The sequence below is a fragment of the Nonomuraea sp. NPDC049480 genome, from assembly GCF_044465905.1.
Classification (GTDB): Bacteria; Actinomycetota; Actinomycetes; order Streptosporangiales; family Streptosporangiaceae; genus Nonomuraea.
Genome location: NZ_JBITMD010000027.1, coordinates 1 through 15763, shown reverse-complemented (window position 1 = coordinate 15763; position 15763 = coordinate 1). Strand labels below are relative to the sequence as shown.

Here is a 15763-nt window from a genome sequence, read left to right as displayed (position 1 = left end):
AGGCGGCGCCGCCGCCTCCGGCCGCATCGTCACTTCACGGAGGTTCCGTCCACCCGGCGCGGAACGGAGAGCGGGTTGTCGTCCTTGAGCTCGTCCGGCAGCAGCGCCTCGGGCCAGTCCTGGTACGCCGTCGGCGCCAGCCACCGCTCGATGGCCGTGGCACCGACCGAGGTGGACGTCGTGGTGGCGGACGGCCAGGGGCCGCCGTGGTGCATCGCCCAGCACACGGCCACGCCGGTGGGCCAGCCGTTCCAGATCAGCCGCCCGGCCTTCCTGCCGAGCACGTCGACGATCTCGTCGGCCTCGTCGGGGTCGGTGGCGTGGACGGTGGCGGTCAGCGAGCCATCGAGCCGGTCGAGCACGGGACGCAGGTCGGAAATTTCGCGATATGTCACCACGATCGACGCGGGACCGAAGCACTCCTCGCCGATGTGCGGCAGCTTCTCGGCGAACGTCTCCAGGTCCGTGGTGAAGACCTTCGGCGTGACCGCCCAGGTGCCCTCGCCCGGCTTGCCCTCGGCCAGCAGCTGCAGCTCGCCGAGCCGCTCGACGCCCCCGAGATATCCCTCTCTGATCCGCTCGGCCAGCATGGGGCCTCCGCTGGTCCCCTCGACGGCAGCCACGATGGCCTTGCGCAGCTCATCGCTCTCGGGCGCGAACATGAGGCCGGGATTCGTACAGAACTGCCCGACCCCCAGCGTCAGCGACGCCGCGAACCCGGCGGCCACGCCCTCCGCCGGAGCGGAGGGCAGCACGACCACGGGGTTGACGCTGCCCAGCTCGCCGAAGAACGGGATCGGCACCTCCCGCTCGTCGATCAGCTTCTGGATCGCCTTGCCGCCTGCCACGGACCCGGTGAACCCGGCGGCGACCACGGCGGGGTGCTGCACCAGGTCGACGCCCGCCTGCATACCCTGGACGAGGCCCAGCAGGTCGGGGTACGGCAGGGCATCCCGGACGATCTTCGCCACCCGCTCCGAGGTGTTCGGATGCCCGGGATGCGCCTTGACGACAACCGGGCAGCCGGCCGCCAGCGCGGAGGCGGTGTCGCCCCCGGCCACGGAGAACGCGAACGGGAAGTTGCTCGCCGCGAACACGGCGACCACGCCGGGCAGCGGGTGCTTCATGCGCCGCACGTCCGGCCGCGGCGGCGTGAGGGAGGGGTCGGCGTGATCGATGATGGCCTCCAGATAGCCACCGTCCCTGATCACCTGGGCGAAGAGCCTGAGCTGCCCGGCCGAGCGCGCCACCTCACCGCGCAGGCGCACCTCGCCGAGCGCGGTCTCCTGGTCGGCGATCTGCCACAGCTCGTCCACGTGCGCGGCGAGGGCGTCGGCCACCGTCTCGAGAGCGAGCGCCCGCTCGGCCGCCGGAGTGGACCGCCAGGCCGTGCCGGCCGCCGCGGCAGCGGAAACGATCAAGTCGACCCCGGCGCTGTCGGTCTCTGGCAGGGCGGCGCCCACCGTCGCGCCGGTCCTGGGGTCGTGTCCGTAGATCATCGAATGGCCCTTCGGAGTCTTGACACTTCTTCAGCCTGATTCTTACAGTTTTGGCAACTTGTCCACAAATCTGGCTATTGTTCACATATATGGACGGCGGTCGATATGATCATCAGGGAGATCCGCGTAACACCTGTGGCCTTCCGCGATCCACCTCTCCTGAACGCCGCCGGAGTCCATGAGCCATGGGCTCTCCGTACCATTGTCGAGGTCGTCACGGACGAGGGCCTGACCGGGTTGGGCGAGACGTACGGCGATCTCGAGCACCTCGGCAAGGTGCGCGAGTGCGCGCAGGCCCTGATCGGACTCGACGTGCACGCCATGAACACGATGTACGCGCGGATCAACGCGATCGTCGGCGACGCGGTGAGCGACCTGCACGGCCTGACCGGCGTCGCCACCAAGGAGAAGAGCGTCGACCGTGTCTTCGCCGCCTTCGAGGTGGCCTGCCTGGACATCCGGGGCAAGGCGGCCGGCGTGCCCGTCGTCGACCTCCTCGGCGGCCGGGTCAGGGACGCCGTCGACTACAGCGCGTACCTCTTCTACAAGTGGGCCGGCCACCCCGGCGAGGAACCGGACCGGTTCGGCGCGGCGCTGGACGAGGCGGGCGTCGTCGAGCAGGCCGCGCTCCTGATCGAGGAGTACGGCTTCAAGTCGATCAAGCTCAAGGGCGGCGTGTTCCCACCCGACCAGGAGATCGCCGCCACCAAGGCCCTGCACGAGGCGTTCCCCGGGGTGCCGCTGCGCCTCGACCCGAACGCCGCCTGGACCGTCGAGACCTCCATCCGCGTCGGCCGGGAGCTGGAAGGCACGCTTCAGTATTTGGAGGACCCCACACCGGAAATTTCCGGAATGTCGGAGGTGGCGGCCGCGGTCCCCATGCCGCTCGCCACGAACATGTGCGTGGTCACCCCCGAACACCTGCCGCCCGCCATCGCCTCCCGCGCGATCGACGTGCTCCTCCTGGACCACCACTATTGGGGCGGCCTCGTCCGCTCCTCGCACATCGCCACCCTGTGCGGCACGTTCGGCCTGTCGCTGTCCATGCACTCCAACTCCCACCTCGGCATCAGCCTGGCCGCCATGACCCACCTCGCCGCCGCCACCCCCAACCTCACCTTCGCCTGCGACACCCACACGCCGTGGCAGGACGGCCAGGACGTGGTCGCGCCCGGCAGCCTGCGCTTCGTCGACGGCGCCGTCCCCGTCCCCTCCGGGCCCGGCCTCGGGGTCGAGCTGGACCGGGACGCGCTGGCCCGCATGAACGAGCAGTACGAGAAGTGCGGGATCGTCGCGCGGGACGACACGACGTACATGCAGCGCTTCGAGCCCGGCTTCACGGCGGGGAGGCCGCGCTGGTGACCATGTACGCCGGCCCCTTCACCAGAAGAGGCATCCAGTCGACCACCACAAACGCCTCCGGGAGGCCGCTCCGATGAACGTCGCCTACGTCTACCCATGGGACGTGGTCGGTGACCCCTCCGCGCCGGAGCGGATAGCCTCGCTGGGCGTGGACGCGGTCGCGCTGGCCGCCAGCTACCACTCGACCCGCGCCGCCACGCCGTACCATCCCTCCCACCGCGTCCTGGACGTACCGTATCCGGCCTTCTACCTCCCCATCCGGCCCTCCTCATGGGCCCGGCTGGTCCCCGCCGCGCCGACGTGGACGTCTCCGGACGCCTACCTCCAGGCGAGGGACGCGTTGCGGGCGGCCGGCCTGCGGGTGCACGCCTGGACGGTCCTGACCCACAACTCCCACCTGGGCTCCGCCAACCCCGGCCTCGCCGTGCGCAACGCCTTCGGCGACGCGTACCCGTACGCGTTGTGCCCGGCCCACGAGGACGTCGTCGAGTACTGCGAACGCCTCGTCCAGGAGATCCTCACCGTCGGGGAGCCGGACGCCCTGATCCTGGAGGCCTGCGGGCCCTTGGGGTTCGGGCACCAGAGCGTCCACGAGAAGACCTCCGGCGCGGACTGGACTCCGGCGGACGCCGACCTGCTGTCCCTGTGCTTCTGCGCGGCCTGCGCCCCCCGCTACCCGGCGTCCACCGGGGACGTGGTGCGCGCGGCCGTGGACGGCGCCCCCACCCGGGGAACCGTCGAGGACGCCCTCGGTCCGCTCGCCGACGAGATCCGTACGATCCGCGTCGCCCTGTCCACCTCGCTCCGCGAACGCCTCATCACCGTCGCCCGGACGACGGCCCCCGACGTCCCCATCACCCTGCACGCCAACCCCGACCCCTGGGCGGCCGGGGCCTTCGCCCCGTTGCCCTCGGGCGAGCCGGGCGCGGACGTGCTGGTGGCCAACTGCTGGGGTGACCCCGCCACGGACGCCGCCCGCCTGACCCGCCTGACGGAGCTCGCCACTCCTGACCAGCGCGTGGGCGCCTACGTCCTCGCCCTCCCACCCCGCCCCGCGGACGCCGCCGTCCTGGCCGACCACCTCAGGACGTACGCCAAGGCGGGGGCGACGGAGTTCCACCTGTACCACGCGGGCCTGGCCTCCCGGGAACGCCTGACCGCCCTCACGGAGGCCCTCCGCCGATCCACCTGAGCGGCGAGGTGATGGGACCGCGGCACGCACATCCGCAGGACTCATTCCATCCCGGGCCACCGGAGGACCACGGGATGGAATCCCGGGCCACGGGGGGATACGGGATGGAATCCCGGGCCGCCGGGGGACGGTCGCACCACTCCCAGGTCGTCTTCACCACCAGCGATCGAGGTGCCCCTCCGCCGCGGGCCGGCGACCGTCACGCTCGAGTCGTGCCGCTCAGACCTCAGACACCCTGCTCTCCCCGTGATCGTCTCCACCACGCTCGCGATGCCGCCGGCACCATGTCCAGCGGCAAGCCGCTCTTCGAACATGACTAGCCCACCATGGCGAGCCATTCCAGATGCGCACCCCCGAACGGCCCCTTTCTCTCCCCGACCGCGTCGAGCAGCCACCGAGCAGTCTCTTCCGCCTGCGCGATCAACTCAGGCGGGTAACCCAGCTTGACCTGATGCTCGGCGAACTCGTCCACGTCGTCGAGGATGAGCCGCCCGTCCCGCATCCGTATCACGTCAAGATCGAGATCCAGCATGGTCACCTCGCCCTCGCTCCACACCGGAACGGTGGTGACGTCGACGTAGACCTCACTCCGACGCGGCGGTGTGTTGAACGACGCCGTCCACCACGCATCCCTCGGAAACAGCATGATCGCGGCCGTCTCCCAGGTGACAGGCGGCTCATCGCCTCTCCGAGCCACCGTCCCGCCAGGCACTCCCGTCCAGACGCCGTGCTCGTCCTCCCCAAGCACCCGCCCCGGATGATTCCAGTGCAGCGCCCCACCGTATTTCCGATACACGATCCGCACATCACTCACACAAGGCAACTTATCCACACCAGCCGCCCCGCAAGCCCTCGACCGACCCCGAGAGCACCAGCCGCGAGCCAATGCCCTGGCCGCATCAGCCCGCGGCGGAAACCAGCCCGCTCTCATACGCGGCAATGACGAGCTGCGCCCGATCCCGAGCCTCCAGCTTCGCCAGCAACCGGGTGATATGCGTCTTCACGGTCGCCAGGCTGACCTGAAGATGATCGGCTATCTCGTGGTTCGACAACCCTCGCGCGATCAACATCAGCACCTCACGCTCCCGCTCGGTCACCCCGTCCAGCCCCTTGACCCGTGGCACAGCGGGCGTACGCGTGAACTGCTCGATCAACCTGCGCGTGACCGTAGGCGCCAGCAACGCCTCCCCGCCCGCGACCACCCGGATGGCCGCCAGCAAGTCGGCAGGCGGCGTGTCCTTGAGCAAGAACCCGCTGGCCCCGGCCCGCAGCGCGTCGTAGACGTACGCATCCAGGTCGAACATGGTCACGACGAGAACCCGAGACACATCCCGTAGCCGCCGAGTAGCCTCGATCCCATCCATTTCGGGCATCCGGACATCCATGAGCACCACATCAGGCCGTACCTCCAGCGCGACGGCCACGGCCTCCGCCCCGGTGGCAGCCTCACCCACCACGCTCAGATCGGGCTCGGAGTCGACCAGCACCCGGAAACTTCCCCGGAGCAACGCCTGATCATCGGCGACGACCACCCGGATCACGAACTCTCTCCATAGGGCAAACGCGCGAAGACCCGAAACCCCCGCCGAGGAAGGCTCCCTGCCTCGAACGACCCGCCGTACAACATGGCCCGCTCCCGCATCCCGACCAGCCCATGCCCGCCCCCTTCCACAGGCGACGCACGCCGCCCAGGCCCGTCATCGATCACCTCGATCCGCACGTCCCTCCCATCGGCGACAACGGACACCCGGCACCGAGTGGGCGCGGCATGCTTGACGACATTGGTGAGCGCCTCCTGCACGATGCGATAAACCGCCAGCTCCACCCCATCAGGTAACCGCGCTCCCCCCGAACCTCCACCAGGCGACCACACACCCGCCGAACCCCGAGCGGGGGTGACCACCTCACCTCTTCCTTCGTCTACAGCGCTCTCCCGATCATCGACGCGCATCTCGAACCGCACCTCCACCCCCGCCGACCGAGCCTGCCGCACCAAGCCTTCCAGCCCGGCGAGCCCGGGCGCCGGTACGCGATCGGGTACTACAGGCGACCGCAGTACGCCGAGCAGATGCCGCATCTCAACCAGCGCACTCCGGCTAGCCGTCTCGATGACCCGCAGGGCATCGTGCGCCTCCTCAGGCCTGGTCCCCATCACGTGGTTGGCCACCCCGGCCTTGACCGCGATGAGCCCAACGCTGTGGGTGACGACGTCATGCAGCTCGCGGGCAATGCGTAACCGTTCGTCCGTCACCGCCTGCGCCGCCAGCCGCTCGGCCTCACGCGCCGCGTACACCCTCCGCTCCTGCACGGCCCGCCCGATCGTCCAGGCGCCGCCCAACGCCGCGATTCCCAGGAGCGGCTCGTCGAGGTTCACGACCCAGTCCGGAGCACCCTGGCGCGGCCCGCCGACCATAGCCAGCCCTGTGAGGGTGACCAGGCTCAACGTCGCTATGGCCGACGCCGGCAGCAGGCTCCCGGCCTTGTCGGACAACGCGACCACATAGAGCGCGTACGCGGGCGCGAGATAAGGAAGCGCGATGGCGCCGACCATCGCAGCGAAGATCGCGAGCACCAGTGTGAAGAAGAAAACAGGCAGCGGCCAGAGCCTCCGCGCGGCCAGCGAGAACCCCAGCGCGAGCGGGAGGACGATCCTCATCCAGGGTGGCAGCGCCGTCGCGTTGGCCGCCGACGTGAAGAACACGAAGGCGATGACCAGCCCCGCCACCAGATCGAGCAGGATCAGCTGGCCGCGGCTCAGCCGTCTGGCGAAGAAGGGATGGGTGTCGTCCACGCGTTGAACCGTAGCGGCTACCGCCGTCTGCCACGTCAACCCACGGTCTGACCTTGAGATTCGAACCGTGGTCCGACGCGCCGGCGCCGCACCGCACCGCATCCTTTACGCGTGATCCAACTCGAACGTCTGAGCAAACGCTACGGCGACACGCTGGCCGTGGATGACCTGTCCTTCAAGGTAGAGCCCGGTCACGTAACCGGCTTCCTCGGCCCCAACGGCGCCGGCAAGTCCACCACGATGCGCCTGATCCTCGGCCTCGACGCCCCGACCTCGGGCCAGGCGCTGGTCAACGGTCGCCGCTACACCTCCCTCACCAGGCCGATGCACGAGGTCGGCGCCCTCCTGGACGCCGGCGCCGTCCACGGCGGCCGCAGCGCCTTCAACCACCTGCTCTGCCTCGCCCTCACCAACGGCATCGGCCCCGCGCGAGTGGCGGAGGTGCTGGAGCAGGTCGGTCTGGCGGGCGTGGCCCGTAAACGGGTGGGCGGATTCTCCCTGGGCATGAAACAACGCCTGGGGATCGCCGCCGCGCTGCTCGGCGACCCCGGCGTGCTGATGTTCGACGAGCCCGTCAACGGCCTTGACCCGGACGGGGTGCGCTGGATCCGCGGCCTCATGCGCTCCCTGGCCGCCGAGGGCCGCACGATCTTGCTCTCCAGTCACTTGATGAACGAGATGGCCCTCACCGCCGAGCGCATCGTCATCGTCGGCCGCGGCAAGCTGATCGCCGAGTCCACCGTCGCCGAGCTGACCGCGCGCTATCCATCCCTCGAGGACGCCTACATGGCTCTGACCGCCGGCAGCGTCCAATATGGAGTGGCCCGATGAAGGCGGTCGTGTCCTCCGAGTGGCTGAAGGTGCGGTCTGTCCGATCGACCTATCTGATCCTCAGCCTCAGCCTGGGTGCCATCCTCCTGGGGTTGGCGCTCGCCGTGATGGCCGCCGGCATGTACGACAGCGCTCCCCCGGAGAAGCGCCCGAGCGCCCGGATCTCGGAGCTGGAGGAAGTCTTGGTGATCGTGCCCCAGCTCTGCATGGGCATTTTGGGCACGCTGGCCATGACCTCCGAATATGCGACCGGTTTGGTCAGAACGAGCCTGACCATCGTCCCCCGCCGCTGGCCCGTGCTCGCCGCCAAGGCCGCGGTCGTGGGCACACTGGGCGCGATCGTCGGAGCGGCAACGGTCTTCGGCACCTACCTCGTCTCCCGATCGGTGCTCGGCGACCGTTTCTCAGGCGCGTATGCCACCTCGCTCCTGGACAAGCTTCCGCTCCTGACCGCCACGAGCCTCACCGTGCCTGCCTTCGCGCTGCTCGGCCTGGGCCTGGGCGCCCTCCTGCGCTCCACCGCCGGCGCGATCACGATCCTGGCCGGACTCGTCTACGTCGTCCCGATGATCATAGGTAACATCCCCGAGCCTTGGAGCGAACGCCTCGGCTCGATGATGATCGGAGCGCTCCCCCGCCAGATCACCGGCGACGGCAACGCCTCATCGGTGTACGGCTCGCTCCTGTCGCCGGCGGCGGCCGCCGCGGTCCTGGTCGCCTACGCGGCGCTCCCTCTGCTGGCCGCCACCTGGCAGCTACGCCGCAGGGATGCCTGAAATGCGCCTCTGGCCGCAGTCGCCCTCGCCTCTTGGCCGACAGGCGGCCGCCGACGCTTGGCCCGGCAGCCGGCCGTCTCCCCGCCGCCCCGCCGGAGGCCGATCCCAACCACGGCCGGCAGCCGGACGTCACCGCGCGGACAGCCTTCCACTGGTACGGCAGACGGACACGCCTGCCGTACCGCTGGGAAGCCAGGAGCCTCAGACCTCGAGCACCACAGGGATGATCATCGGTCGGCGGCGATAGGTGTCGCTCACCCAGCGCCCCACCGTACGCCGGACCACCCGGCGGATCTCCTGCACGTCCAGCACCCCGTCCGCGGCCTTGCCCTCGAGGGCCCGTTCGATCTGCGGAATGAACTGCTCGAACTGCATGGGGTCGATGCCGGACCCACGCGCGTGGATCTCCGGCCCCGCGGTGAGCTTGCCCGTGTTGGAGTCGACGACCACCACGACCGAGATGAATCCCTCATCACCGAGGATCCTGCGGTCCTTCAGCGAGGTATCGGTGATCTCACCCACGGAGGTGCCGTCGACGTAGACGTACCCGGCGTGCACCGCGCCGACGATCTTCGCCCTGCCGTCGACCAGGTCCACCACGACGCCGTCCTCGGCGATCACGATGTGGTCCTCGGGGACGCCGGTGAGGGCGGCGAGCTTGGCGTGGGCCCGCAGGTGCCGCCATTCGCCGTGCACGGGCATGAAGTTCGAGGGACGGGTCAGGTTCAGGACATAGAGGAGCTCGCCCGCGGCCGCGTGGCCGGAGACATGCACCTTGGCGTTGCCCTTGTGGACCACCCGGGCACCCCACCTGGTCAGCCCGTTGATCACCTTGTTGACCGCGGTCTCGTTCCCCGGAACCAGCGAGGAGGCCATCAGCACGGTGTCGCCCTCGGCGATGCGGATCGGATGGTCGCGGTTGGCCATCCTGGACAGCGCCGCCATCGGCTCGCCCTGGGATCCGGTGCAGATCAGCACCACGTCCTGCGGCGGCCATGCCTCGATGTCGCGCGAGTCGACGATCAGCTCCGGCGGCACCTTGAGATATCCCAGGTCGCGGGCGACGCCCATGTTGCGCACCATCGAACGGCCGACCAGGGCGACCTTGCGGCCGTGCTTGGCGGCGGCGTCCATGACCTGCTGGATGCGGTGCACGTGCGAGGCGAAGCTGGCCACGATGACCCGCTGCTCGGAGGTGCGGACCACCTCGTCGATGACCGGGCCGATCTCGCGCTCGCTGGTGACGAACCCCGGCACCTCGGCGTTGGTGGAGTCGGACATCAGCAGGTCGACGCCCTCGATGCCGAGCCTGGCGAAGCCGCCGAGGTCGGTGAGCCGGCCGTCGCTCGGCAACTGGTCCATGCGGAAGTCGCCGGTGTGCAGGACGATGCCCGCGGGTGTCCTGATCGCCACGGCGAGCGCGTCGGGGATCGAGTGGTTGACTGCGAGGAATTCGCAGTCGAATGGCCCGAAGGTGTGCCGCTGGCCCTCGACGACCTCGAGTTTGGCGGGCTGGATCCGGTGCTCGGTGAGCTTGGCCTCGATGAAGGCCAGCGTGAGCTTGGATCCGATGAGCGGGATGTCGCGCCGCTCGCGCAGCAGGTACGGCACCGCCCCGATGTGGTCTTCGTGGGCGTGTGTCAGCACCACGGCCTCGACGTCGTCGAGCCGGTCCCTGATGTAGTCGAAGTCGGGCAGGATGAGGTCGACGCCCGGCTGGTCGGGCTCGGGGAACAAGACCCCGCAGTCGACGATCAGCAGGCGGCCGTCGTATTCGAAGACGGCCATGTTCCTGCCGATCTCCCCCAATCCACCGAGCGCGACGATACGCAAGCCGCCCTCGGGCAGCGTCGGCGGAGGGCCAAGCTCAGGATGCGGATGGCTCATGCCTGGCCCTCACTGTCAAATCGTGTGCTCAAAACTCCCGGTTCCTCCCCGTTCCTATGTGTCTGTCAACTTCACCCCGCCGGCTACCAGGCAAGCACGCAGCTCGGCGATCTCCTTCTCTGTGGCGTCCACGAGCGGCAGCCGTACCGAACCCACCGGTACGCCGACCATGCTCAGTGCCGCCTTCGCCATGATCGCGCCACCGGCGCGCAGCATGATCCCGTCCACTACGGGCGTCACCTGGCTGTGGACCGCGAGGGCCTGGGCGGTGTCGCCGTTCTTGTGCAGGCGGATCATGCGCGCCAGCTCGGCGCCCACGACGTGTCCGACGACGCTGACGAACCCGGCCGCGCCGAGCGAGAGCCAGGCGAGATTGAGCAGGTCGTCGCCGGAGTAGAAGGCGAGATCGGTCGCCGTCATCACCTGGCTGCCGGCGAACAGGTCGCCCTTGGCGTCCTTCACGGCCACGATGCGCTCGTGTTGCGCCAGCCGGATGAGGGTCTCGGTCTTAATCGGCACGCCACTGCGCCCCGGAATGTCGTAGAGCATCACGGGAAGGTCAGTCGCGTCGGCAACGGCGGTGAAGTGCTGGTACAACCCCTCCTGCGGAGGCTTGTTGTAGTACGGCGTCACCACCAGCAGTCCGTGCGCTCCGGCACGCGCTGCCTGCTTCGCGAGCTCGACACTATGGCGAGTGTCGTTGGTGCCCGCCCCCGCCACCACGGTCGCACGATCGCCGACCGCGTCGAGGACGGCGCTGACGATGCGCTGCTTCTCCTCGTCAGAGGTGGTGGGCGACTCACCGGTCGTCCCGTTGACGATCAAGCCGTCGTTCCGCTGCTCATCCACCAGATAGGTGGCAAGACGGCGCACAGCCACATAATCGACTTCGCCGTCGGGGTTGAACGGCGTGACCATGGCGGTCAGCATGCGGCCGAAGGGTGCGTCCGTGGTTCCAGTTGGCGATGCCATAGTGCGAACGCTACCTGGATTCGGAAATCCATTGGACGCCGCCACCCCGCTTCGCCCGCCTGGAGGCACTCTTTGCCCCTGTTCACGGGCATTTCAAAGGCCGATCCCCCAACGGCGGCGTTTCAAACAGCATCCACCGGAGCAGCCTCGTTCCCACGCCCCCAGGATCGAGCGGCCCGCCGAGAGGTCTTACCGGAACGCGCCGATCACGCCAGCTCGATCTGATACCTGATGAACCCCCGGTTCTCGGCCACTTTGTCGTAGAGCCGCCGGGCCGTGCTGTTCGACTCGTGGGTGTTCCAGTAGACGCGCACGCACCCGCGCTCCCGCGCCCACCCGGCCACGGCCTCGATCAGCGCCCGCCCCACGCCTCCGCCGCGCACATCCGGCGCCGTAAAGAGATCCTGCAGGTAGCAGACATCGGCATCCGGCGCCGACGTGCTCCCATGGGTGAGGAAATGCGTGATCCCGACGAGCCTCCCATCCACCCTCGCCCCCAACGCGTGCAGCCGGGTGCCCGACTGAAACTCCTCCCACGCCCGGGCGTACATCTCGTCCGGCTCACTCCGCTCATAGAAGTCGATGTATGCGCGGAACAGGCCTTCCCACGCAACCCGATCGGACGCAACGAGCTTGCCGATGCTGATCACTCGATCTCCTTGAGAAGGGCGGCGGACAGCAGCGCTTGGGAACCTCTCGGCAACACAGACGGGGTCATGTCCCACGAGGGCCTCGCTGCAGGGTCAGACGCCACAACCTAGGAGAAGGCGACCTTCCGCGACACGACCACTCCGCGACGATACGAACCGACCACTTGCCCCGGCACACCCCATCAGACGGGCACCCGCACGCCCGACGGCCATCGCCCGCGAGGAGGCCCACCAGGCAACCGCACCAGGGGCAGGCGGACATGGGAAGAGGCCGCCGATATGTGCTCGGGGGTACACACATCGACGACCTCTACCGGAGAATCGCCAGGCCTTACATCTGCGTTACAGGGTTTCTCCGATAATTTTCCGCCAAGGCAAAGTTGGGGCTCCAGCATGCTTCGATGACGGTCGGTTACCTGTCGAATACGGCAACATAGGGCAACGCCTCACACGAACCCCCAGGGATGGACTAGTGGCCACCTCAGATCCGGTCTACCTGCGTGTCGTCGAAGACATCCGGCGACAGATCACCGACGGCAGCCTTGCCCCCGGCGCGCCCATTCCGTCGAGAGCGCAGCTGACCCGCAAGTATCAGGTCGGCGAGACCGCCGCCCGCCACGCGCTACGGGTGCTCGCGAGCGAAGGCCTCATCATCGGTCGTGTCGGTTCGGGCCATTACGTCAGAGAACGCCCCGACCTAACGCCACTACACCGATGGCGCTATCTCGACCACCCTGCCCCGTTCGCTGCCGACCTGCAGGCGCAGGGCCGCCGCGTGACCTGGGACTGGCACAGCGAGCCGACCGAAGCCGGCCCCGACGTCGCCAGACGGCTCCGCCTGAAAGAGTCGACCACGCTCACGAAGACCCACTACGTCTTCCGCGGCGACGGCAGACCGCTCCAGATCGCCACCTCGTACGAGCCGATGGAGTTCGCCTCCCATACAGAGGAGCGCCGAAGCTTGGTGGCGAGAATGTACGCACACGGCATAAAGATCACCGAGATCGTCGAGAGCGTACACACTCGCGTGCCGCGCCCCGCCGAGAGCGACGCGCTCGACCTGGCCGCCGGCGTCCACGTCCTGCACGTCGAGCGTACGCATTGGGCCGGCGACCGCCCCGTGGAAACGAGCGACATCGTCATCCCGGGCGACCGTTTCAGCGTCACGTACAGCATGCCCGTCTGAAACGGCGGCAGGCTCCGGGCGAACACCTCCCGCCCGGAGCCTCTCACCCACCCGATCACCACCGGAACGCCGAAACCGGGACGCCGTCCCACCGGCCTGGCTCGGCTCGCCTCAGCAGCTGCTGCCGCGCGAGCGCGGCGTCGTCAAGAACGACATGCCGCGCGCCCAGGCGCAGGCCGGGACGGGGGAAGAGCCGGGATCGCCTCGCGCGCAGCTCAGCGGCGCCGGGACTGCCCTCCCAACAGAGATTCTCCGGCCGGGTCGGCTCAGCTCGCCCCCACGTCCACCATGGGCAGCCGTGGCATTCCCGCCGGCAGGCCGCACCTGTCCACCTGGACGACCTCCGCGGGCTGTGCGACCCCACAAGGCACGCGACGATCCCGGCGAACACGCAGGTCAGAGATTGTCGGCGCCCATTGATACAACGGTCCCGGAGGTTGCCGATGCCACTCAAGGATCTGTCCAAGCACGACCGCCCCCGCGAACGCCTCATGTCCAGCGGCGCGAGCGCCCTGGCGGACCGGGAGCTGCTGGCTGTGCTCCTCGGCTCGGGATTCCGCGGTTCGAGTGCCCTGGACCTGGCCGCCCAGGTGATCGCGCACTGCGGTGATCTCGAGGGACTGGGCCGTTCCGATCCGCATCGACTGCTCACCGTGCGTGGCGTCGGCCCCGCCAAGGCCGCGAGAGTGGCCGCGGCCTTCCACCTCGCCCGCCGCGCGGAGGCGTGGCCCGAACGCGAACGCATCACCAGCACGACGGACCTGGCCGACTACTGCGCTCCACTGCTGCGCGGCCGTGCCCGTGAGCGGCTCGTCATGGTCGTGTGCGACACCGGCGGCCGTGTGCTGAAACGATCGGTCGTGACCGAGGGCGGCGCCGATCACACGGCGATGCCGGTCCGGGAGGTGATCACGGAGGTGCTCACCACGGGCGGGGCGATGTTCGGCCTCGCTCACAACCACCCGAGCGGCTCCCTCGACCCGAGCGCGGCCGACTTGGAGGCCACGATCCGCCTCCTCGAGGCCGCCGAAACAGTCGGATTGCGCCTTCTCGACCATCTGATCATCACGGATACCGCGTGGCGGCGAATCCCCGTGTAAACCCATTCCTCCCACCCACCGAACGTCAAACGGAATGATCCCATGTATAGCGCCGAACGGCGGTTTTCCAAGCGATGACCATGAGAGCCTAATGGCGCGGGTAGGCCGATACGGACGTCAGTCGGCCATTACTCGTCGTGGTGTGGTCCCATGCCTCCTGGTGGGCACGGGACCGCTTCCACGCTTCCGCGCCGATCCCAGGCGGAGCGTTTTCGGTCGCGTCGTCGGTTCTTGACCAGGGCGCCCCGCCGGGGGTTGCGCGAAAGGCGCACAATGCGTGAAGAACAGCAGCTCACGCGTTTTGGTAGGGGCGCCCGCATTCGTCACATCCATAGCCGGCGCCCGGACCCGGACCCGCTGCCGCACCTCGTGACGAGCCCGCACCCGCGCCACCGCCCCATTCACCCGCCAGCATGCGATGCGGGAACCGATAACCCCTGTCATGGCACTGCATTCCTTCAACAGAACCCTTGATCGGATTGTTCAGATTTATGCGGATCGCTCCAATGCCGACCGGTAGATCAATGTGAATCAGATTTGTTCACGTTTCAGGGCGATCCTAGGGTGGCCGGCAAAAAGGTCGCGGCATCCACCTGGTTTTCCTGCGGCAAACACTCCCTGGGCGTCAGACTGGGTCCGGCGGCCATCGCCAATCGTCTTCGACCTTGAATCGTTGCTACTCGAAGGTCCGGCGATGGCCGCCCCCCACAATCGAGATCACCACCTCCGACGAAGAGCCCGACCATGAGCTGTCATCACGAACTCATGCCGCAAAGGGCTTCCAGCGCGTGAGCGCCGGCGTCAGCGACACGAACAGTCGCGAGGTGAACGTCTCGGCGCACCGCATGGCTTCGGTGGACCAACGGTGATCGGCCTGCGGATGCTCTTGATCGTTGTCGGGCGCACCACTCGGACTGCGACCAGGGGCATGCTCGAAGGTGCGCAGGGATCGACCTCGCACGAATGGCTCGGGTCGGAGATGCTGGACGAGCCACAAGCGTGGATCCGCTTCGCGCAGACTCGAGGGTCCCGCAGGGAAGCCGCCCTGGTGATTCGTTGCTTCGCATCCATGACACGATCACCAGACCGACAGCGAGACTGCTGTCGACGACGCGTGAATACTGACCCCCAGGCGGACGCTCGGGTTCTAGTGCTTGTCGCAACACACCTGATCATGGAGGGCGTGTTGATGGCGAGGCGAGGGCCCAAGCGCAGGCTGGATGTGGAGTCGGAGTACTGGCGGCTGGTGCTCTCGGGTGTAGGGACGGTCGAGGCGTGTCGAGCCGTCGGAATCGGGCGCAAGACCGGATACCGGTGGCGGGCGGAGAACGGCGGGCTGCCACCGGCGCGGCTGGCCGAAAGTGCTCGATCGAGTCGGTTCTTGTCGCTGCTGGAGCGGCAGCGGATCGCAACCTTACGGGCCTAGTACTCCAGTGACACTTCGCGATCTTGGGCGTTGAGGTGGCATGAAGACGGCCACCACGTGATCATTCGGAGTTTGTGAAGACATCCCAAGA

12 protein-coding genes and 1 pseudogene are annotated in these 15763 nt (G+C 68.4%); 6 read left to right on the top strand and 7 right to left on the bottom strand.

The genetic code is table 11. The features are described from left to right. Nucleotides 1–29: 29 nt before the first annotated feature. Entirely contained in the window at nucleotides 30–1499 is a 1470-nt protein-coding gene (locus tag ACIBX3_RS48390; protein ID WP_397127476.1) for an aldehyde dehydrogenase (NADP(+)), read from the bottom strand. A gap of 105 nt (nucleotides 1500–1604) precedes the next feature. Here ACIBX3_RS48390 and ACIBX3_RS48385 point away from each other — a divergent pair, with 105 nt between their 5' ends. Together ACIBX3_RS48385 and ACIBX3_RS48380 are read left to right on the top strand one after the other, a co-directional pair. After that, on the top strand, nucleotides 1605–2861 hold the full coding sequence (locus tag ACIBX3_RS48385) for a glucarate dehydratase family protein (RefSeq protein WP_397127475.1): 1257 nt from the start codon (nucleotides 1605–1607) through the stop codon (nucleotides 2859–2861). A gap of 73 nt (nucleotides 2862–2934) precedes the next feature. Beyond that, on the top strand, nucleotides 2935–4053 hold the full coding sequence (locus ACIBX3_RS48380; protein WP_397127474.1) for a hypothetical protein: 1119 nt from the start codon (nucleotides 2935–2937) through the stop codon (nucleotides 4051–4053). A gap of 316 nt (nucleotides 4054–4369) precedes the next feature. Here ACIBX3_RS48380 and ACIBX3_RS48375 read toward each other — a convergent pair whose 3' ends face one another. From ACIBX3_RS48375 to ACIBX3_RS48365, 3 genes are all read right to left on the bottom strand, one after another. Further along, complete coding sequence (locus ACIBX3_RS48375; protein WP_397127473.1) at nucleotides 4370–4867, bottom strand: DUF402 domain-containing protein; 498 nt, start codon at nucleotides 4865–4867, stop codon at nucleotides 4370–4372. A gap of 85 nt (nucleotides 4868–4952) precedes the next feature. Continuing rightward, nucleotides 4953–5594 carry a response regulator gene (locus ACIBX3_RS48370; RefSeq protein WP_397127471.1) on the bottom strand — a complete coding sequence of 214 codons (642 nt, stop codon included), beginning with the start codon at nucleotides 5592–5594 and terminating at the stop codon, nucleotides 4953–4955. Next, entirely contained in the window at nucleotides 5591–6844 is a 1254-nt protein-coding gene (locus tag ACIBX3_RS48365) for a sensor histidine kinase (protein ID WP_397127470.1), read from the bottom strand. Before ACIBX3_RS48365 ends, ACIBX3_RS48370 begins: the two co-directional genes overlap by 4 nt. Before the next feature lie 111 nt (nucleotides 6845–6955). Between ACIBX3_RS48365 and ACIBX3_RS48360 the strand changes: the two are divergent. Both ACIBX3_RS48360 and ACIBX3_RS48355 read left to right on the top strand, forming a co-directional pair. Beyond that, nucleotides 6956–7609: pseudogene (locus tag ACIBX3_RS48360) on the top strand (ABC transporter ATP-binding protein); the annotation flags it as partial. A gap of 62 nt (nucleotides 7610–7671) precedes the next feature. Continuing rightward, nucleotides 7672–8451, top strand: a complete 780-nt coding sequence (locus ACIBX3_RS48355; protein ID WP_397127469.1) for an ABC transporter permease — start codon at nucleotides 7672–7674, stop codon at nucleotides 8449–8451. A 201-nt stretch (nucleotides 8452–8652) separates the two neighbouring features. Here the strand turns inward: ACIBX3_RS48355 and ACIBX3_RS48350 are convergent, their stop codons facing one another. The 3 genes from ACIBX3_RS48350 to ACIBX3_RS48340 all read right to left on the bottom strand — a co-directional run bounded on the left by ACIBX3_RS48350 (nucleotide 8653) and on the right by ACIBX3_RS48340 (nucleotide 11960). Further along, a complete protein-coding gene (locus tag ACIBX3_RS48350; protein WP_397127468.1) occupies nucleotides 8653–10338 on the bottom strand; it encodes a ribonuclease J in 1686 nt (561 codons plus the stop codon). 54 nt (nucleotides 10339–10392) lie between these two features. Next, a complete protein-coding gene (gene dapA, locus ACIBX3_RS48345; RefSeq protein ID WP_397127467.1) occupies nucleotides 10393–11268 on the bottom strand; it encodes a 4-hydroxy-tetrahydrodipicolinate synthase in 876 nt (291 codons plus the stop codon). Between the two features lie 248 nt (nucleotides 11269–11516). Beyond that, a complete protein-coding gene (locus ACIBX3_RS48340) occupies nucleotides 11517–11960 on the bottom strand; it encodes a GNAT family N-acetyltransferase (RefSeq protein WP_397127466.1) in 444 nt (147 codons plus the stop codon). Between the two features lie 472 nt (nucleotides 11961–12432). Between ACIBX3_RS48340 and ACIBX3_RS48335 the strand changes: the two genes are divergently transcribed. After that, on the top strand, nucleotides 12433–13146 hold the full coding sequence (locus ACIBX3_RS48335; RefSeq protein WP_397127465.1) for a GntR family transcriptional regulator: 714 nt from the start codon (nucleotides 12433–12435) through the stop codon (nucleotides 13144–13146). Nucleotides 13147–13589: 443 nt separating this feature from the next. After that, nucleotides 13590–14246 (top strand): DNA repair protein RadC, encoded by a 657-nt coding sequence (gene radC / locus ACIBX3_RS48330; protein ID WP_397127464.1) that lies wholly within the window; start codon nucleotides 13590–13592, stop codon nucleotides 14244–14246. Nucleotides 14247–15763 lie beyond the last annotated feature (1517 nt).